Origin of the sequence: Streptomyces sp. NPDC057939 (assembly GCF_042887545.1) — a bacterium.
Taxonomy (GTDB): Bacteria; Actinomycetota; Actinomycetes; order Streptomycetales; family Streptomycetaceae; genus Streptomyces.
In genome coordinates this window covers 271,606-290,257 of the sequence record NZ_JBHVPG010000006.1, presented here as the reverse complement: position 1 = coordinate 290,257, position 18,652 = coordinate 271,606, and the positions used below count along the sequence as shown (strand labels likewise).

The following is an 18,652-nucleotide window of genomic DNA, read 5'->3' as shown; positions in this document are numbered from 1 at the left end:
CCGGCGACGCGTCGGCGTTCGCCCTGAAATAAACACGAACGATCGTGCTAGCATTTTTTGCATCGCCCGGCCGACGCCGGTCGGTTCCGCGGAGATCCGGAGGAGTGGGCATGCGTCCCATGGCTGCACTTGTGAGCGTCACCCTCGACATCGCCGCCCGGGTGGCCCCGGGGCCGGCGGGGCGGGCCGCGTTCGCGCTGTTCATCCGTCCCCTCGGGCGGCCTCCGCTGCGGCCCGAGGAAGTCGAGGTGATGGGACGGGCCGAGAGGGGGTGGCTGACCGTCAACGGCGCGTCCGTCACCACCTACCGGTGGGGCGACGGCCCGCGCCCGGTGCTGTTGGTGCACGGCTGGTCCTCGCGCGCCTCGCGGTTCGCCGCCTTCGTGGAGGCGCTCCGCGCCCAGGGGCACACCGTGGTGGCCTTCGACGCCCCCGGGCACGGGGAGTCGGGCGGCCGGGCCGCCTCGATACGCGACTTCCGCGAAATCATCCACGGACTGCACCGTGAGCACGGCGAGTTCTCCGCCATCGTCGCCCACTCCATCGGAGTCCTGTCCACCCTGTTCACGCTGCGGGACGGCATCCGGGTGGAGCGCGTGGTCGGCATCGGGGGCGTGGCCCACTTCGACCACGTCATCGAGGGGTTCCGCCGTTCCCTGCCCGCCGGGCCGGCCGTCGTGCGGGCGCTGCGCCGGCACGTCGAACACCGGCTCTTCGCGGGGGTCCCGGACATCTGGCGCCGCCTGGACGCCCGGGTGGACCCGGCCCCGGCTCCCGAACGCATCCTGCTCGTGCACGACACCGAGGACGACACGACCGCTCCCGCCCAGTCGCGGGCGCTCGCGGAGGCCTACGGGGAGCGCGCCCGGCTGATCGAGACCCACGGCCTCGGTCACCGGCGCATCCTCCGCGACCCCGAAGTGGTCGCGGCGACGGCCGGGTTCCTCGCCGGGATGCGGTCGACCGCGACCCGCTGAGCCACCCGGTCGCGTCAGGAGGGGGCGGGTCCGATCCGGTACGTCCCGCCGGGTACGACCGGCCCGCGATCCGCCGGGAACGACCGGACCAGTGGTCCACCGAGAACGACCGGTCCGCCGGCACCGACCGGACCACCGGTCCGCGGGGCGGAACCCTCGCCCCGGCGGCGCCGCCGGCGGTTGCGTCAGATGGGTCCGACGCCGGTGGGCGGCCGTTCCGGGAGTTCCTCCGGGGCGGCCGCGGCCGCCCTCAGCCGGTCGAGGATGCCCCGGCCGGCCCGCTCGTAGGCGACGGGGTCCTCCAGCAGCATCGAGTGGGCGTTGGCCAGTTCCATCAACGCGATGATCTCGAAGGCCAGTTGCGGCACGTCCGCCGCGCCGAACGCGGCACGGAACGCGCCCGCCAGCCGGGCCTCGTCCAGGACCCGCTCCACGTAACGCGTCCAGTCGGACCGCGCCTTGGCGATCTCGTCGCGGACCGGGCCGGGTCGGGCGTCGAACTCGGCGGAGACCGTGTAGAAGAAGCACCCGCCGGGGAAGACCCGTCCCGCCGAGTACGCGAGCCAGCGCTCGCACAGCAACCACGCCTTGGCGACGCCCGTGGGCTCCTCGCGCACCGGGCGCACGACGTGCTCCACGAACACGTCCACCGCGGCGCGGACGGTCGCGAGTTGGAGGTCCTCCTTCGAGCCGAACAGGGCGAACACCCCGCTCTTGCTCAGCCCCAGGTCGGTGGCGATCCTGCCCAGCGACAGTCCTTCGAGGCCGTCCACGGAGGCGACCCGCACCGTCCGGTCGAGAACCGTCCGCCGCGTCTGGTTACCGCGCTCCACGCGTCCGTCTGCCATGCCTCCAGCTTACCGAACGCACGGTCGTTCACTCTGTGCGGCCGGCGGAGCCGTGTGCCGGTGTTGATCGTGCGTTGATGAGACGTACATCGGAGGGAGCCACCATCGGCGCATGTCGATGAACACCACCACCAGCACCACCCCTGCCTGGTACGCCCTCGCCCTGTGCGCCCAGACGGGCCCGAGCTTCTTCTTCCCCGAGCCCGGCTCCTCGCTGCGGGACGCGAAGCGGCTGTGCGGGGCGTGCGAGGGGAGGGCGGCGTGCCTGGAGTACGCCCTGGCCAACGACGAGCGCTTCGGCGTCTGGGGCGGCCTCTCGGAAGCGGAACGCCAGGCCCTGCGCCCGCGCGGCTGACGGCCCGAGCCCGCTCGGGCACCCCGTCCGCGCCCGTTCGGGCGCCCGCCCGTGCCTGCGCGGGCGGGCGCCGGCGCACGACGAAGCCCCGGGGAGCGCGGCTCTCCCGGGGCTGTCTTCGTGGTCCGGCCGGCCGGCCGGCGGGCGGACGGTCCGGGTCAGCCCTTGCGGGCGGCCAGACGGGCGGCGCGGGCGGCGAGGCGCTCGTCGAACTTGCGGGCCTCGCTGTCGAGCCCGTCCATGAACAGGCCGAGCTCCTCCTGGGCCTGCAGGCCCTCGGGGCCCAGACCGTCGATGCTCATGATCTTGAGGAAGCGGATCACGGGGCTCAGTACGTCGTCGTGGTGGATCCGCAGGTTGTAGACCCCGCCGATCGCCATCTGCGCGGCCATCCGCTCGAAGCCGGGCATGCCGTGACCGGGCATCCGGAAGCCGACGACCACGTCCCGCACGGCCTTCATCGTCAGGTCCGGGGCGATCTCGAAGGCCGCGCCCAGCAGGTTGCGGTAGAAGATCATGTGCAGGTTCTCGTCCTGCGCGATGCGGGCCAGCATCCGGTCGCAGACCGGGTCGCCGGACTGGTGACCGGTGTTGCGGTGCGAGATGCGGGTCGCGAGCTCCTGGAAGGCCACGTACGCGACGGAGTGCAGCATCGAGTGGCTGTTGTCGGACTCGAAGCCCTCCGACATGTGCTGCATGCGGAACGCTTCGAGCTTGTCCGGGTCCACGGCGCGCGAGGCCAGCAGGTAGTCGCGCATCACGATGCCGTGCCGGCCCTCCTCGGCGGTCCAGCGGTGCACCCAGGTGCCCCACGCGCCGTTCCGTCCGAAGAGGCTGGCGATCTCGTGGTGGTAGCTGGGGAGGTTGTCCTCGGTCAGCAGGTTGACGACCAGCGCGATCTTGCCGATGTCGGTGACCTTGGACTGCGCCGGATCCCAGGCCTCGCCGTCCTCGAAGAAGCCGGGGAAGTTGCGGCCGTCGCTCCACGGGACGTACTCGTGGGGCATCCAGTCCTTGGTGACCTTCAGGTGGCGGTTGAGTTCCTTCTCGACCACCTCTTCCAGCGCGAACAGCAACTTGGCGTCGGTCCACGCCTCCGAGCTGCCGAGGTGGGGAGAGGTGATCGTCACGGGTACTCCTGGGTGCAAAGCGAATTACCTACGGTTCCGTAGCCTACGGAGTCGTAGGTTAAGCGCGACATCAAGGCCAGCCAAGCCCCAGGGGTGACCATGCCCCGTTACGTCCGGTTATTTGCGCAGTTTGAAAGCGCGCGGAGTGGGTTTAATGGCTTGAGATTTACGCCGAAAAGTGATCGGCGGTCTCCGGTCTTGACGCCTTCGGGCGCCCGAAGGCGTGGTGTCCCGCGCGGTCGGAGCAGGTCACGAAATACAGCGAGAAAAGATCATCTAGGCGTACAACCGGTGGCACCGGCGACCCCGATTGCGCTACGGTCGGTAGCGCGGATCTCACGCGGGGCGACCCCGGGCCGTACGGCTGCCTGCCCGCCACCGGTACTCACCGGTGCGCCCGGCCGGAGCCCGTGACGCGCACCGCTTCGCACCGCACCGCTCCGCCCTGCGCACGGCACCGCCTCACACACACGGCACCACCTCGCACCCGGTACCACCCCACCCGCGGCACCACCCTGCGCACCGCACCACCCCGTGTACATCGCACCGAGGACATCAGAAGTGGGAGCAGCACGATGACGGGCACCCTCCGCGGCCTGCGAGAGGTCCGCGAGTTCCGGCCGGCCCCGCCCCTCGCCGAGAAGCTCGGCCACTCGGTGCGCCTGCCCGGCGGGCCCCGTGGCGCGGGCACCGCCCGGGCGGCCGTACGGTCACTGCTGCTGCGGCACGGGCTGGCCGAGCTGTGTGGCACCGCAGCCCTCGTCACCTCCGAGCTCGTCTCCTGCGCCGACCGGTTCACGCCCGGCCTGGATATGACGCTCACGGTGCGCTGGCGGTTCGACGCGTTGCGGATCGTCCTCTACGACCAGCACCCCGCGCACTCCTCGCCGGAGGAGGGCGAGGAGTGCCGGCGGCTGCGCAGCCGCGCGATGTGGCTGCTGGCCCGGGCCGTGGAGTCCGGCGACGGGGACTGGGGGCTCACCCCCGTACTGACCCCGCGCGGCGGAACCAAGTCCTGGGCGCTGCTGTCCCGTTGATGGCGGGTCGAGCCCGGAGCGCCCCCGCGGTCAGTGTTCCCAGTGGGATTCCCTGACCTCCTCCGCGGTCGTCGACCGCAGCTCGCCGTCGAGCAGCAGCCAGCGCGTGATGCCGATGGACTCGAGGAACGGCACGTCGTGGCTCGCCACCACGAGCGCGCCCTCGTACGACTCCAGGGCGCCGGTGAGCTGTCGTACGCTCGCCAGGTCCAGGTTGTTCGTCGGTTCGTCCAGCATCAGCAGCTGGGGAGCCGGCTCCGCCAGCAGCAGGGCGGCGAGGGCCGCCCGGAAGCGTTCGCCGCCCGACAGGGTGCCCGCTTCCCTGTCCGCGCGGCCTCCTCGGAAGAGGAAGTGCGCGAGCCGTGCCCGGATCACGTTGTTCGTGGCGTGCGGGGCGAACCGCGCCACGTTCTCCGCGACCGTCCTGCCGTCGTCCAGCACGTCGAGGCGCTGCGGCAGGTACCGCGTCGGGACGTGCGTGACCGCCTCCCCGGAGGAGGGCGGGGCGAGCCCCGCGATCGTCCGCAGCAACGTGGTCTTGCCGGACCCGTTGCCGCCGACCAGGGCGATCCGCTCCGGCCCGCGCAGCTCCCACGTGCCGCTCACGCGAGCCCCGTGCGGTAGGTGCAGATCCGTCATGGTCAGCACCCGGCGCCCGGGCGGGACCTGGGTGGCGGGCAGCTCGATCCGGATCTCGGCGTCGTCGCGCACCGCCTCCACGGCCTGGTCCAACCGCTCCTTGGCCTCGGTCAGTTTCTCCGTGTGCATGATGCGGTGCTTGCCGGCCGATTCCTGGGCGGCCCGCTTGCGGGCACCCATGACGATCTTCGGCTCGCGCTTGTTGTCGTACATCTTCTGGCCGTACCGCTTGCGTCGGGCCAACTTCATCTGGGCTTCGGAGAGTTCGCGCTTCTGGCGCTGTACGTCGCCCTCCGCGACCCGGACCATCCGCTCGGCGGCCTCCTGCTCGGCGGCCAGCAACGCCTCGTAGTCCGTGAAGTTGCCTCCGTACCAACGGACTTCGCCCTCCCGCAGGTCGGCGATCTGGTCGACCCGGTCCAGCAGCTCACGGTCGTGGCTGACCAGCACCATCACCCCGGTCCACGATTCGACGGCCGCGTAGAGGCGACGTCGGGCCCGCAGGTCCAGGTTGTTGGTCGGTTCGTCGAGGAGCAGGACGTCGGGGCGGGCGAGCAGCAGGGCGGCCAGCCGCAGCAGGACGCCTTCGCCGCCGGACAGTTCACCGACGGTTCGGTCCAGGCCGATCCGTGCGAGACCGAGCTGGTCGAGGGTCGCCAGAGCGCGTTCCTCGACGTCCCAGTCGTCGCCGACCGCGGCGAAGTTCGCCTCGGTGGCCTCACCCGCCTCGATGGCGTGGAGTGCGGTGCGGGTGTCGCGGATGCCGAGGACCTCGTCCACCCGGGCCCCGGTGTCGAGGGTGACGTCCTGCGGGAGGTATCCGACCGACCCGGCGACGGAGATCTGGCCGGCGGCGACTCGCAGTTCACCCGCGATCAGCTTCAACAGGGTTGATTTGCCGCATCCGTTGAGGCCGATCAGGCCGGTGCGGCCGGGGCCGACGGTCCAGTGGAATCCGTCGAGGACGGGGGTTCCGTCGGGCCATTCGAAGGAGAGGTCGGAACAGGTGACATGGGTAGGGGCATGACTCATGGAGGCCTCCAGGTTGCGTGGATGGTGCGTGCAACGCGGGGAGACAGCCGACTGTCACGTGGTCGTGTCGGTGGTCGGTGTCTCGGACCTCAGATGAGCAACGTCCTACTCCGTTTCGGCGGCAATGGGGCGCTCACGACGCTACGGACGGCCGCCGCCGCCCGCAACCGAATAAGGAGCGGGGGTCAGCGGGAACCGCGCATCAGCTCGGCCAGGCCGTGGTCCATGTCCAGGTAGTGGTGCTCCAGACCCAACGGGACGAGTGCGGCGGCGCGGTCCAGGAACCGCTGGAGTTCGGCCGTCACCATCAGGACGATCGCCACCCCCTCGGCCGCGTGGAACTCGATGGTCGTCCGGTCCCCGTCGTACGGACGCACCCGGACGTCGCCGCTGCCCGACGGCTGCCGGACACCGGCCGCCAGCAACTCGCGGGCGAAGGTCCACGAGACCTCGACGCCCTCCAGGGTGGCGAGCGCGGGGAAGGCCATGCGGACGGCGAAGGGATCGGCCCGGTCGTAGCAGAGGGTGACGGGCACGGTCTCGACCTTCGGCGCGGTGGCGATCAGTCGGGCCTGCACGGCCTGCTCGATGACAGTGATCAAGGCTCGCTCCCTTGCGGCGGATCTGCTGCCGGACTGTGGGGTGGAGTCCGGCAACCGGATAGACGCCGGAATCGGCACATCCGTGCATGCGGGATGACGTGAGCTGTGTCACCGATTGGCCGGAACTCGCCCGTGTGATCGCACAGAGTGACGGCGGGTGGACGATGCGCCAAGGACCGGTGGTCGGACCGCCGGACCCCGGGGCCCCGGATTAAGTCCTGTTCCCGCTCACTCCACAGGACCAAGGTCGCCCGGAAGTGCCACGGACGGCCCAGTGAGGCGCCCTGGACGGAGATCGCGGGGTGCGTTAGCTTCCGGCGCCATGAGACTTCTGGGAGTTGGCATGTGCGCGGCAGCCCTGTTGGTGGGGTCGGTGGCCGCCCCGGTACAGGCGGACACCGGCGCCCCGGCGTCCGCCGGAACGGGCTTACGGGGCCTCGGCTGGTCCGTGAAGGCCACCGACAAGGACTCCCGCTTCCGGGGCCTGGCCGCTGTCGACCGGAGCACCGCCTGGGTCGCCGGCTCGAAGGGCGTGGTGCTGCGCACGGTCGACGGCGGCCGCACCTGGCGAGACGTGTCGCCGCCCGGGGCCGTCGCCGAGGGCTTGGAGCTGCGCGACATCGAGGCCTTCGACGCCCGCCGGGCGGTCGCCCTGTCCATCGGGGAGGGCGAGGCGTCCAGGGTGCTGCGGACCGAGGACGGCGGAGCCACCTGGACCGAGGCCTTCCGCAACCCCGATCCGCGGGCCTTCTACGACTGCCTGACCTTCTTCGACTCCCGCCACGGCCTGGCCATGAGCGACCCGGTGGACGGCAAGTTCCGGATCCTGGCCACCGATGACGGCGGCCGCAACTGGCGGGTCCTGCCGGACACCGGAATGCCGGCCGCGCTCCCCGGCGAGGCCGGGTTCGCGGCGAGCGGCCAGTGCCTGGTCTCCTCCGGCCCGCGCGACGTCTGGCTGGCCACCGGCGGCGGTGCGACGGCCCGCGTACTGCACTCCGCCGACCGCGGCCGGACCTGGCGGGCCGCCGACGCCACGGTTCCCGCGGGGGACCCCGCGCGCGGGGTCTTCGCCCTCGCCTTCCGCGACCGTACGACGGGCCTCGCCGTCGGCGGCGACTACCGCACCGGCCAGGCCTCCCCGCAGGCCGCCGCCCGCTCCGCCGACGGGGGCCGCGGCTGGCGCCAGGCCGCGACGCCGCCGCCCGGCTACCGGTCGGGCGTCACCTGGTACCCGTACGGGCGGTCCACCGCCCTCGCGGTCGGCCCCACCGGAACGGACGTCACCACCGACGCGGGCCGCACCTGGCGGGCGCTCGACACCGGCTCCTTCGACACCGTCGACTGCGCGTCCGACGGCGGCTGCTGGGCGGCGGGGGAGAAGGGACGGGCGGCCCGGCTGGAGCGGCACTGAGGTTCCCGCACCCCGCCCGCGGGCCGATCAGGACGTCGGGGCCGGGGGACCGTTGAACAGGTCCATGCCGGGATAACGGGCGGCGGTGAAGCCGGCGGCCTGGTAGACGGGTTCCCCGTCGGAGCTGGCGTGCAACTGGACGTGGTCGATGCCCAGCCCGTCCAACCAGGTGACCAGGGCGTCGACGATCCGCCGACCGTGGCCGCGCCCGCGGGCGGCCGCGTCCGTGACGATGCCGTCGAGGTAACCCCGCCGGCCGTCGGGCCGCCGGGGGCCGGGCAGGTGGTACGTGACCCAGGCCATGCCGGTGGCGAGCAACGGTTCTCCGGGCGCACCGCCGACGACCAGGCAGTGCACGTCGGGGCGGCCGGTGAGCCGCTCGCGGAACCAGTCCGCGGCCACCTCACGCCACGGCGCGTCGTCGGGGCCCGGATCCACTCCGAGCGAGTCGAGCGCGACGGCGCGCAGGCGTATCAGCTCGGGGATGTCGGCCGGGTCGGCGGCGCGGGGTCGCATGAGGGTGCTCCAGGGTTCTCGTGCCGGGCCGGGCGCGGCCGGGACGTGCGGCGCCCGGTCGGTCCGGGCGGGGCGGCGGCCGGCCGTGCGCCGCACGGCCGGGGGAGGCGGTGCGGGGGAGTGGCGGACGGTGTCACGCGGGATCCGGTGGCGGCCCGTGGCCCGGCCGGGGCCCCGGACCGCCCATCCGCGCCGGCCGGCGCGGGTCGGAGTCCGCCCGCGGGTTCCTCGCGGCAGCGGTCAGGGCGCCGGGTTCTCGCGGACCGTGGAGAGGTCCGCCGAGGTCCTCGTGGCGAGGAACTCGGTGATCCGGTAGGCGCAGACGCCGGAGACCGCGAAGGGGTCCCCGGACGCGATCTCCTCGATCTCGGCGCGCGAGACGCCGCCGGCCAGGATGACGCCGCCGTCGCGCGGCACCTTGCGGCCGGAGGCGAGGAAGACGCCGGCCGCGTAGTGGCCGTCCAACCAGGCGACGTGCGCGTCCATCTGCTCCTCGACGGCTTCGACGGGGGCGGTGTAGGTGAGCTCCATGACGAACATGATCGCCAGGCTACTCTCGGACCATCATGACGACTGTGAAGACCCCCGCCGACGAGGCCGAGGCCCGGGCGATACAGGACGAACTGCGCCACCAGGTCGTGCTCACCGAGACCGGCCCGCCACCCGGCGCGGGCCTGGTCGCCGGAGTCGACGTCGCCTACGACGACGCGCGCGACCTCGTCGCGGCCGCGGCCGTCGTCCTGGACGCCGCCACCCTCGCGGTCGTGGCCGAGTCCACCGCCGTCGGGCACGTCAGCTTCCCCTACGTACCCGGACTCCTCGCGTTCCGTGAACTGCCCACCGTGCTCGCCGCGCTGGAGTCCCTTCCCGTCACGCCCGACCTCGTGGTCTGCGACGGCTACGGGCTCGCCCACCCGCGGGGCTTCGGCCTCGCCTGCCACCTCGGCGTGGTCACCGGGCTGCCCAGCATGGGCGTCGCCAAGAACCCCTTCACCTTCACCTACGAGGAGCCGGGCGCCCGGCGCTCCGACGCCGCCCCGCTGCTGGCGGCCGACGGGGCCGTGGTCGGCCGGGCCCTGCGCACCCAGGACGGGATCAAGCCGGTCTACGTGTCCGTCGGGCACCGGATCACGCTGGACAACGCCTGCGCCCACGCCCTGGCGCTGAGCCCCCGCTTCCGGATCCCCGAGACCACCCGGCACGCCGACTCGCTGTGCCGCCGCGCCCTGCGCGACGCGACCGGCTGACGGGTCGACCGGCCGGCCCGATCGCTGCGACCGCCCGACCGCCCGACCGCCGCACCCGGCGGGGCCCGACGCCGCGCCGGGCCGCCGCGGCGCTGACGGTCGGCCGGGGGCCGGTCCACGCCCGGCCCCCGCCCCGACCGGCTCAGTCCTCCGCCGCCACCCGGAAGCGGATGCCCGCCTTCTGCAGCCGGTCCAGCAGGGCGTCGCCCATCGCCACCGTCGTGGTCAGCTGACCGGCGGCGTCCGGCAGGGCGTCGTGGGCCAGGCACAGCGCGGACTCGGCCAGCATCTTCGCCGTCTCCCCGTAGCCCGGGTCGCCGCCGGAGACCTCGGTGAACACCCGCCGTCCCCCGCCCTCCCCGACGAAGCGGACGGTGAACCAACTGCGCGCCCGCCGCTCCGCGTCCGGGCCGCTGCCCGGCTCCCAGCGGCCCATCAGCCACCTGCGGGCCGCCGGGACCTGCGCCAGCGCCGCCACCGCGCCCACTGCGGCCGTACCGCCGACCGCGACCGGCAGGTGCCGCACCGCTGCGAAGTGCCGGTAGCGGAAGTCCGGCCCGTAGCGCGCCAGCGCGGCCGCCGACCGGGCCACGACCGCCGGGTCGAGGGTGGGCAGCGGCAACGCCCAGGAACCGGTCTCCCGACTGAACCGGGGGGCGCCCACGGGCCCCCGTACGCGGCGCCCCGGCAGCCGGGGCTCGTGCAGCCGGCGGGCCCGGGCCGCGGCCAGGGTCTGCGGGCCCCGGCCCAACGCGGTCAGCGCGGAGGCCAGGGTGCCGCCGGAGAACAGGGCGTTGGAGCGGACGAAGCCGTCCACCCGCAGCGGCACGCCCTCGGGCAGCCGGTTCACGGTGAACCAGGCCCCGAGGTCGGCGGGAATCGAGTCGAAGCCGCAGGCGTGCACCAGCCGCGCCCCCGTTTCCCGGGCCCGCGCGTCGTGGGCCACGTACATCCGGTCGACGAACTCCGGCTCACCGGTGAGGTCGACGTAGTCGGTGCCCGCCTCGGCGCACGCCTCGACCAGCTCCGCCCCGTACCAGACGTACGGGCCCACGGTTGTGGCCAGCACCCTGGTGGAGGCGGCCAGTTCGTGCAGGGCCGCGCCGTCCGAGGCGTCCGCCCGCAGCAGCGGCAGGTCCGCGCAGGCCGGGTTCAGGGCGGCGAGCCGCTCGCGCAGCCGCTCCAGCTTGCCGAGGTCGCGCCCGGCGAGGGCCCACCGGCAGCCGGTCGGGGCGTGCACGGCGAGGTACTCGGCGGTCAGGGCCCCCACGAAGCCGGTCGCGCCGAAGAGTACGACGTCGTGGGCCCGTTGTGGACGGTCGTTCGGGACGTGCTCGTTCATGAACCGCTCCTCCCAGCTGGTATCGGTGGCTGAGGCTAGCGTGGGAACCGACTGTCCGTACGAGCAGGTGTGACCTGCGGTAAGTGGGAGGCGTCGATGAGGGCTGCGGTGCGCAGGTGGGAGGCGGTGCGGGAGTTCGCGCTGGGGCTGCCGGAGGCCGTGGAGGAGCACCCGTGGGGCCCCGAGGACGCGGTGGTGAAGGTCAACAGGAAGATCTTCGTCTTCCTGGGGAACGCGGACGGACCCCAGGCTCCCGGCGTGTCCGTGAAGCTCAAGGACGAGGCGCTGCACGGCCATGCGATGACGGCCCCGGGGGCGGAGCCCACGGGGTACGGGCTCGGCCGGGCCGGCTGGGTCTCCGTGCCGCTCGGGGAGAAGGGGGCGCCGACGGCCGAGGTGCTGTGCGAGTGGGTGGAGGAGAGCTACCGGACGGTCGCGCTCAAGCGACACGTGAAGGAGCTGGACGCGCGGATCGCGGAACGGGCCGGAGGCCAAAACGACTAAGCGCTTGCTCTTGTGCTGAGTGGAACACGTTCCTAGCATCGCTGGTGTTACATCGGTTGTGTCACACACTCGCACCAGGGACGCTGGGGGCTCGATGGCAGTGACGGGGTCAGGAACGGAACCGGGCGCGGTACCGGGCGCGGGCCCGGCCGCGGAGCCCGCGGCAGGGCCAGGGGTCGGTCCGGCCGCCGTCGGCGGCCCGCTCGCGGGCGTGCGCGTCGTCGAACTGGCGGGCATCGGCCCGGGCCCGTTCGCCGCCATGCTCCTCGCCGACCTGGGCGCGGACGTGGTCCGGGTGGACCGGCCCGGAGGCGGCGGCCTCGCGGTCGACCCGGCGTACGACGTCACCAACCGCAACAAGCGGTCCGTGCTGATCGACCTGAAGTCCGAGGACGGCCCCGCCCGGGTGCTCGACCTGGTCGAGCGCGCCGACGTGCTGATCGAGGGGTTCCGCCCCGGGGTCGCCGAGCGGCTCGGGGTCGGCCCCGCCGACTGCCACGCCCGCAACCCGGCGCTGGTCTACGGTCGGATGACCGGCTGGGGGCAGGAGGGGCCGCTCGCCCACACCGCCGGGCACGACATCGCCTACATCGCGGTCACCGGTGCCCTGGGCATGATCGGCGGCCCCGACGAGCCGCCTGCCGTACCCGCCAACCTGGTCGGGGACTACGCGGGCGGCTCGCTCTACCTCGTCATCGGCGTCCTCGCGGCGCTCCGACACGCCCGCACCCCCGACGGCGCCGGCCAGGTGGTGGACGCCGCGATCGTCGACGGCACCGCCCACCTCACCACGATGATCCACGGCATGGTCGCCGCGGGCGGCTGGCAGGACCGGCGCGGGGTCAACCTCCTCGACGGCGGCTGCCCCTTCTACGGCACCTACGAGACCTCCGACGGCGGCCACATGGCGGTCGGCGCGCTGGAGCAGCAGTTCTACGACACCTTCGTCGGCCTCCTCGGGATCGGCGACCGGGCGCCCGCCCGCAAGGACCTCGCCCGCTGGGGCGAGTTGCGCGAAGCGGTCGCCGCCCGCTTCAAGTCCCGTACGCGCGAGGAGTGGACCGCGGTCTTCGAGGGCACCGACGCCTGTGTGGCCCCCGTGCTGTCCCTGCGCGAGGCGCCGCACCACCCGCACCTCGCCGCCCGCGGCACCTTCACCGACTTCGGCGGAATCACCCAACCCGCCCCCGCGCCCCGGTTCTCCGCCACCCCCACCGCCGTCACCTCGGGCCCGGCGCGGCCGGGCGCCGACACCGGGTCGGTGGCCGCCGACTGGGACGTACCGGGCTTGCTCGGGAAGGAGTCCTGATGGAACTCTCGATGATGCTCGACTACGCGGGCGATCCGCGGCGGGCCGCCGACGGCGCGGCGGCCCTGGAGGCGGCCGGCCTCGACGCGCTGTGGGTCGCCGAGGCCTGGGGCTTCGACTCCCCGACGATCATGGGCTACCTGGCGGCGCGGACCGAGCGCATGAAGATCGGCTCGGCCATCGTCAACGTCTACTCCCGCACCCCGGCCCTCATCGCCCAGACGGCCGCCGGCCTCGACGCCCTCTCCGACGGCCGGGCCCTGCTCGGCCTCGGGGCGTCGGGCCCGCAGGTGGTGGAGGGCTGGCACGGCAGGACGTACGACCGGCCGATCGGCCGGACCCGGGAGACAGTCGAGCTGTGCCGGCGGATCTGGCGCCGCGAGACCATCGACCACCACGGCATCACCGACATGCCGCTGCCGCCCGAGAAGGGCGGCCGGCACGGCAAGCCGCTGAAGATCCTGACCCGGCCCGTCCGCGACCGGATCCCGGTGTACGTCGCCTCGCTCGGCCCGGCCAACGTGGCGATGACCGCCGAGATCGCCGACGGCTGGCTGCCGACCCTCTTCGTCCCCGAGAAGGCCGCCGCGGTGTGGGGCGGCGCGCTCGCCGAGGGCACGGCCCGGCGGGCGCCGGAACTCGGCCCGCTGGAAACCGTCGCGGGCGGCCTGCTGGCCATCGGCGAGGACGCCGCCGCCGCGCGGGACCTCGCCCGCCCGCAGATCGCCCTGTACGTCGGGGGCATGGGCGCGCCCGGCAAGAACTTCTACAACGACCTCGCCGTCGCCTACGGGTACGGCGAGGAGGCGCGCAGGATCCAGGAGCTGTACCTGTCCGGCCGCAAGCGCGACGCGGCCGCGGCCGTCCCGGACGAGTTCTGCGAGCTCATGACCCTGTGCGGACCCGAGGGCTACGTGCGCGACCGGATCGAGGCCTTCCGTGAGGCGGGCGTCACCATGCTCAACGTCACCCCCGTCGGCCCGGATCCGGCCCGTCTGATCGAAACCGTCAAGAACTGGCTCTAGGAGGCCCCCTGATGAAGCGCCGGATCTTCGACGCCGACCACGACGCGTTCCGCGAGACCGTCCGCACCTTCCTGACCAAGGAGGTGCTGCCGCACTACGAGCAGTGGGAGAAGGACGGCATCGTCAGCCGTGAGGCCTGGCTGGCCGCGGGCCGTCAGGGGCTGCTGGGACTGGCCGTCCCGGAGGAGTACGGCGGCGGCGGCAACACCGACTTCCGCTACGCCGCCGTGATGGCCGAGGAGTTCACCCGGGCCGGGACCCCGGGGCTCGCCATCGGCCTGCACAACGACATCATCGGCCCGTACCTGACCTCGCTGGCCACCGAGGAGCAGAAGCGTCGCTGGCTCCCCGGCTTCTGCTCCGGCGAGACCGTCACGGCCATCGCCATGACCGAGCCGGGCGCGGGCTCCGACCTCCAGGGCATCCGCACCACCGCCGAGGACCGGGGCGACCACTGGCTGCTGAACGGCTCCAAGACCTTCATCTCCAACGGCATCCTCGCCGACCTGGTCATCGTGGTCGCGAAGACGACCCCCGAGGGCGGCGCCCACGGCCTGTCCCTGCTCGTCGTCGAGCGCGGCGCCGAGGGCTTCGAGCGCGGCCGCAACCTCGACAAGATCGGTCAGAAGGCCCAGGACACCGCCGAGTTGTTCTTCAACGACGTCCGCGTGCCCAAGGAGAACCTGCTCGGCGAACCGAACGGCGCCTTCCTCCACCTGATGACCAACCTCGCACAGGAGCGGATGGGCATCGCCATGGCCGGCATCGCCGCCGCCGAACACCTGCTGGAGATCACCAGCACGTACGTGAAGGAACGGGAGGCCTTCGGCCGCCCCCTGTCCAAGCTCCAGCACATCCGCTTCGAGATCGCGGAGATGGCCACCGAGTGCGCCGTCACCCGTGCCTTCCTCGACCGCTGCATCACCGACCACTCCAACGGCGAACTGGACCACGTCCACGCCTCCATGGCCAAGTGGTGGGCCACCGAACTCCAGAAGCGGGTGGCCGACCGCTGTCTCCAACTGCACGGCGGTTACGGCTACATGACCGAATATCGGGTTGCCCGAGCCTTCACCGACGGCCGCATCCAGACCATCTACGGAGGCACGACCGAGATCATGAAGGAGATCATCGGCCGCTCCCTGCTGGACTGAACCCCCTGGAACCCCCTCCTTGGAACCCTCTCCTCGGAAACCCCTCCTTGGAAACCTCCGAAAGGCTTGACCAGTGAGCACCGAAGCTTACGTATACGACGCGATCCGCACCCCGCGCGGCCGCGGCAAGGCCAACGGCGCCCTGCACGGGACCAAGCCGATCGACCTGGTCGTCGGCCTCATCCACGCCCTGCGTGAGCGCAACCCCGGCCTGGACCCGGCCACCATCGACGACATCGTCCTCGGTGTCGTCGGCCCGGTCGGCGACCAGGGCTCGGACATCGCCCGGATCGCCGCCATCGCCGCCGGACTGCCCGACACCGTGGCGGGCGTACAGGAGAACCGCTTCTGTGCCTCCGGCCTGGAGGCCGTGAACATGGCCGCCGCCAAGGTCCGTTCCGGCTGGGAGGACCTGGTCCTCGCGGGCGGCGTCGAGTCGATGTCCCGCGTCCCGATGGCCTCCGACGGCGGCGCCTGGTTCGCCGACCCGATGACCAACTGGGACACCGGCTTCGTCCCGCAGGGCATCGGCGCCGACCTGATCGCCACCATCGGCGGATTCTCCCGCCGCGACGTGGACGAGTACGCCGCGCTCTCCCAGGAACGCGCCGCCGCGGCCGTCAAGGCGGGCCGCTTCGCGAAGTCCGTCGTCCCGGTCACCGACCGCAACGGCCTGGTCGTCCTGGACCACGACGAGTTCATCCGCCCCGGCACCACCGCCGACACCCTGGCCAAGCTCAAGCCCTCCTTCGCCGACATCGGTGACCTCGGTGGCTTCGACGCCGTCGCGCTGCAGAAGTACCACTGGGTCGAGAAGATCGACCACGTCCACCACGCGGGCAACTCCTCCGGCATCGTCGACGGCGCCTCGCTCGTCGCCATCGGCTCCCGCGAGGCGGGGGAGCGGGGCGGGTTGACCCCCCGCGCCCGGATCGTCTCGGCGGCCGTCTCCGGCTCCGAGCCCACCATCATGCTCACCGGCCCCGCCCCCGCCACCCGCAAGGCCCTCGCCAAGGCCGGGCTCACCATCGACGACATCGACCTCATCGAGATCAACGAGGCCTTCGCCGGCGTCGTGCTGCGCTTCGTCGCGGACATGGGCGTCTCCCTCGACAAGGTCAACGTCAACGGCGGCGCCATCGCGCTCGGCCACCCGCTCGGCGCGACCGGCGCGATGATCCTCGGCACGGTCATCGACGAACTGGAGCGCCAGGACAAGCGCTACGGGCTCGTCACCCTGTGCGTCGGTGGCGGCATGGGCGTCGCCACCATCGTCGAACGCCTCTGATCAGTCCTGTACCCACGCCCCCCGGACCTCCCGAAACGAAAGCAGTGACCATGAGCGAGTCCACCACGATCCGCTGGGAACAGGACGAGACCGGCGTCGTCACCCTGATCCTCGACGACCCCGACCAGTCCGCCAACACCATGAACCAGGCCTTCAAGGACTCCATCGCCGCGATCGCCGACCGCGCCGAGGCCGAGAAGGACTCCATCCGCGGCATCATCTACACCTCCGCGAAGAAGACCTTCTTCGCCGGCGGCGACCTCAAGGACATGATCCGGCTGCGGCCCGAGGACGCACGGCTCGCCTTCGACACCGGCACCGAGATCAAGCGCTCGCTGCGCCGCATCGAAACCCTCGGCAAGCCCGTCGTCGCCGCCATCAACGGAGCGGCCCTCGGCGGCGGTTACGAGATCTGCCTCGCCTCCCACCACCGCGTCGCGCTCGACGCGCCCGGCTCGAAGATCGGCCTGCCCGAGGTCACCCTCGGCCTGCTGCCCGCCGGCGGCGGCGTCACCCGTACCGTCCGCCTCATGGGCATCGCCGACGCGCTGCTCAAGGTCCTGCTCCAGGGCACCCAGTACAACCCGGCCCGAGCCCTGGAGAACGGGCTGGTCCACGAACTGGCCGCCGACCGCGAGGAGATGCTGGCCAAGGCCCGCGCCTTCATCGACGCCAACCCGCAGTCGCAGCAGCCGTGGGACGTACCCGGCTACAGGATCCCCGGCGGCACCCCGTCCAACCCGCGGTTCGCGGCCAACCTCCCGGCCTTCCCCGCCAACCTGAAGAAGCAGCTGAACGGCGCCCCGTACCCGGCGCCGCGCAACATCCTGGCCTGCGCCGTAGAGGGCTCCCAGGTGGACTTCGAGACCGCGCTGACCATCGAGGCCCGGTACTTCACCGAGCTGGTCACGGGCCGGACCGCCAAGAACATGATCCAGGCGTTCTTCTTCGACCTCCAGGCCGTCAACGCCGGTCGCAGCCGCCCCGACGGCGTCGAGCCCCGCAAGGTCCGCAAGGTCGCCGTGCTCGGCGCGGGCATGATGGGCGCCGGCATCGCCTACTCCTGCGCCCGCGCGGGCATCGAGGTGGTGCTCAAGGACGTCACCCCCGAGGCCGCCGCCAAGGGCAAGGCGTACTCCGAGAAGCTCCTCGACAAGGCGCTCTCCCGGGGCCGCACCACCGAGGCGAAGCGCACCGAACTCCTCGCCCGGATCACCCCCACCGCGGACCCCGCCGACCTGGCCGGCTGCGACGCCGTGATCGAGGCCGTCTTCGAGGACACCTCCCTCAAGCACAAGGTGTTCCAGGAGATCCAGGACGTCATCGCGCCCGACGCGCTGCTCTGCTCCAACACCTCGACCCTGCCGATCTCCGGCCTCGCCGAGGGCGTGAAGCGCCCCGCCGACTTCATCGGCCTGCACTTCTTCTCGCCCGTCGACAAGATGCCCCTCGTCGAGATCATCAAGGGCGAGCGGACCGGGGACGAGGCCATCGCCCGTGCCTTCGACCTGGTCCGCCAGATCAACAAGACGCCGATCGTCGTCAACGACTCGCGCGGCTTCTTCACCTCGCGGGTCATCGGCCAGTTCATCAACGAGGGCGTCGCGATGGTCGGCGAGGGCATCGAGCCCGCCTCGATCGAGCAGGCCGCCGCCCAGGCCGGTTACCCGGCCAAGGTGCTCTCCCTCATGGACGAGCTCACCCTCACCCTTCCGCGCAAGATCCGCAACGAGACCCGCAAGGCCTTCGAGGCCGAGGGCCGCGCCTGGGCCGAGCACCCGGCCGACACCGTCATCGACCGGATGGTCGACGAGTTCTCCCGCCCCGGCCGCAGCGGCGGCGCGGGCTTCTACGAGTACGACGAGGCCGGCAAGCGCGCCCGCATCTGGCCGGGCCTGCGCGAGCACTTCACCAAGGACGGATACGAGATCCCCTTCGAGGACATGAAGGAGCGGATGCTGTTCTCCGAGGCCCTGGACACCGTCCGCTGCCTCGACGAGGGCGTCCTCACCTCGATCGCCGACGCCAACATCGGCTCCATCATGGGCATCGGCTTCCCCGCCTGGACCGGCGGCGTGATCCAGTACGTCAACGGCTACGAGGGCGGCCTGCCCGGCTTCGTGGCACGCGCCCGCGAACTCGCCGAGAAGTACGGCGAGCGGTTCACCCCGCCCGCCTCCCTCGTGGCGAAGGCCGAACGCGGCGAGACGTACGCCGACTGAGCGCCGACGGC

Annotated in this window: 18 protein-coding genes; 11 read left to right on the top strand and 7 right to left on the bottom strand. The window is 72.4% G+C overall.

Annotated features, from left to right (window positions below):
* Nucleotides 1–119 precede the first annotated feature (119 nt).
* On the top strand, nt 120–977 hold the full coding sequence (locus tag ACFVS6_RS10420) for an alpha/beta hydrolase (RefSeq protein ID WP_389702460.1): 858 nt from the start codon (nt 120–122) through the stop codon (nt 975–977).
* A gap of 185 nt (nt 978–1,162) precedes the next feature.
* Here the strand turns inward: ACFVS6_RS10420 and ACFVS6_RS10415 are convergent, their stop codons facing one another.
* The gene (locus tag ACFVS6_RS10415) at nt 1,163–1,825 is read right to left on the bottom strand and encodes a TetR/AcrR family transcriptional regulator (RefSeq protein WP_389702458.1); all 663 of its coding nucleotides are present in this window, start codon (nt 1,823–1,825) and stop codon (nt 1,163–1,165) included.
* Nucleotides 1,826–1,937: 112 nt separating this feature from the next.
* Here ACFVS6_RS10415 and ACFVS6_RS10410 point away from each other — a divergent pair, with 112 nt between their 5' ends.
* Complete coding sequence (locus ACFVS6_RS10410; RefSeq protein ID WP_319190667.1) at nt 1,938–2,180, top strand: WhiB family transcriptional regulator; 243 nt, start codon at nt 1,938–1,940, stop codon at nt 2,178–2,180.
* A 158-nt stretch (nt 2,181–2,338) separates the two neighbouring features.
* Here ACFVS6_RS10410 and ACFVS6_RS10405 read toward each other — a convergent pair whose 3' ends face one another.
* Nucleotides 2,339–3,310, bottom strand: a complete 972-nt coding sequence (locus tag ACFVS6_RS10405) for an acyl-ACP desaturase (protein WP_389702456.1) — start codon at nt 3,308–3,310, stop codon at nt 2,339–2,341.
* A gap of 575 nt (nt 3,311–3,885) precedes the next feature.
* Here ACFVS6_RS10405 and ACFVS6_RS10400 point away from each other — a divergent pair.
* Nucleotides 3,886–4,347, top strand: coding sequence for an ATP-binding protein (locus tag ACFVS6_RS10400; protein ID WP_389702454.1), 462 nt, complete (start codon nt 3,886–3,888; stop codon nt 4,345–4,347).
* Between the two features lie 30 nt (nt 4,348–4,377).
* Here ACFVS6_RS10400 and ACFVS6_RS10395 read toward each other — a convergent pair whose 3' ends face one another.
* Nucleotides 4,378–6,018: an ABC-F family ATP-binding cassette domain-containing protein gene (locus tag ACFVS6_RS10395; protein ID WP_389702453.1), complete on the bottom strand. Its 1,641-nt coding sequence runs from the start codon at nt 6,016–6,018 to the stop codon at nt 4,378–4,380.
* Nucleotides 6,019–6,203: 185 nt separating this feature from the next.
* The gene (locus tag ACFVS6_RS10390; protein WP_389702451.1) at nt 6,204–6,620 is read right to left on the bottom strand and encodes an SsgA family sporulation/cell division regulator; all 417 of its coding nucleotides are present in this window, start codon (nt 6,618–6,620) and stop codon (nt 6,204–6,206) included.
* Nucleotides 6,621–6,963: 343 nt separating this feature from the next.
* Here ACFVS6_RS10390 and ACFVS6_RS10385 point away from each other — a divergent pair, with 343 nt between their 5' ends.
* On the top strand, nt 6,964–8,034 hold the full coding sequence (locus tag ACFVS6_RS10385; RefSeq protein WP_389702450.1) for a WD40/YVTN/BNR-like repeat-containing protein: 1,071 nt from the start codon (nt 6,964–6,966) through the stop codon (nt 8,032–8,034).
* A gap of 27 nt (nt 8,035–8,061) precedes the next feature.
* On the opposite strand, the gene ACFVS6_RS10380 is transcribed toward ACFVS6_RS10385, so the two are convergent.
* Together ACFVS6_RS10380 and ACFVS6_RS10375 are read right to left on the bottom strand one after the other, a co-directional pair.
* Nucleotides 8,062–8,550 carry a GNAT family N-acetyltransferase gene (locus ACFVS6_RS10380; protein WP_389702449.1) on the bottom strand — a complete coding sequence of 163 codons (489 nt, stop codon included), beginning with the start codon at nt 8,548–8,550 and terminating at the stop codon, nt 8,062–8,064.
* 240 nt (nt 8,551–8,790) lie between these two features.
* The gene (locus ACFVS6_RS10375) at nt 8,791–9,090 is read right to left on the bottom strand and encodes a YciI family protein (RefSeq protein ID WP_389702448.1); all 300 of its coding nucleotides are present in this window, start codon (nt 9,088–9,090) and stop codon (nt 8,791–8,793) included.
* Between the two features lie 26 nt (nt 9,091–9,116).
* On the opposite strand from ACFVS6_RS10375, the gene ACFVS6_RS10370 reads away from it, so the two are divergent.
* Nucleotides 9,117–9,797 carry an endonuclease V gene (locus ACFVS6_RS10370; protein WP_389702446.1) on the top strand — a complete coding sequence of 227 codons (681 nt, stop codon included), beginning with the start codon at nt 9,117–9,119 and terminating at the stop codon, nt 9,795–9,797.
* A 142-nt stretch (nt 9,798–9,939) separates the two neighbouring features.
* Here ACFVS6_RS10370 and ACFVS6_RS10365 read toward each other — a convergent pair whose 3' ends face one another.
* The gene (locus ACFVS6_RS10365) at nt 9,940–11,139 is read right to left on the bottom strand and encodes a saccharopine dehydrogenase family protein (protein ID WP_389702445.1); all 1,200 of its coding nucleotides are present in this window, start codon (nt 11,137–11,139) and stop codon (nt 9,940–9,942) included.
* Nucleotides 11,140–11,235: 96 nt separating this feature from the next.
* On the opposite strand from ACFVS6_RS10365, the gene ACFVS6_RS10360 reads away from it, so the two are divergent.
* The 6 genes from ACFVS6_RS10360 (at nt 11,236) to ACFVS6_RS10335 (ending at nt 18,641) form a co-directional block, all read left to right on the top strand.
* On the top strand, nt 11,236–11,643 hold the full coding sequence (locus tag ACFVS6_RS10360) for an MmcQ/YjbR family DNA-binding protein (protein ID WP_389702443.1): 408 nt from the start codon (nt 11,236–11,238) through the stop codon (nt 11,641–11,643).
* A gap of 211 nt (nt 11,644–11,854) precedes the next feature.
* Nucleotides 11,855–12,952 carry a CaiB/BaiF CoA transferase family protein gene (locus ACFVS6_RS10355; protein WP_389702441.1) on the top strand — a complete coding sequence of 366 codons (1,098 nt, stop codon included), beginning with the start codon at nt 11,855–11,857 and terminating at the stop codon, nt 12,950–12,952.
* The gene (locus tag ACFVS6_RS10350; protein ID WP_389702439.1) at nt 12,952–13,977 is read left to right on the top strand and encodes an LLM class F420-dependent oxidoreductase; all 1,026 of its coding nucleotides are present in this window, start codon (nt 12,952–12,954) and stop codon (nt 13,975–13,977) included. Before ACFVS6_RS10355 ends, ACFVS6_RS10350 begins: the two co-directional genes overlap by 1 nt.
* Nucleotides 13,978–13,988: 11 nt before the next feature.
* A complete protein-coding gene (locus ACFVS6_RS10345) occupies nt 13,989–15,131 on the top strand; it encodes an acyl-CoA dehydrogenase family protein (protein WP_389702438.1) in 1,143 nt (380 codons plus the stop codon).
* A 73-nt stretch (nt 15,132–15,204) separates the two neighbouring features.
* Nucleotides 15,205–16,419 carry an acetyl-CoA C-acetyltransferase gene (locus ACFVS6_RS10340; protein ID WP_389702436.1) on the top strand — a complete coding sequence of 405 codons (1,215 nt, stop codon included), beginning with the start codon at nt 15,205–15,207 and terminating at the stop codon, nt 16,417–16,419.
* Between the two features lie 50 nt (nt 16,420–16,469).
* The gene (locus tag ACFVS6_RS10335) at nt 16,470–18,641 is read left to right on the top strand and encodes a 3-hydroxyacyl-CoA dehydrogenase NAD-binding domain-containing protein (RefSeq protein ID WP_389702435.1); all 2,172 of its coding nucleotides are present in this window, start codon (nt 16,470–16,472) and stop codon (nt 18,639–18,641) included.
* Nucleotides 18,642–18,652: the final 11 nt, after the last annotated feature.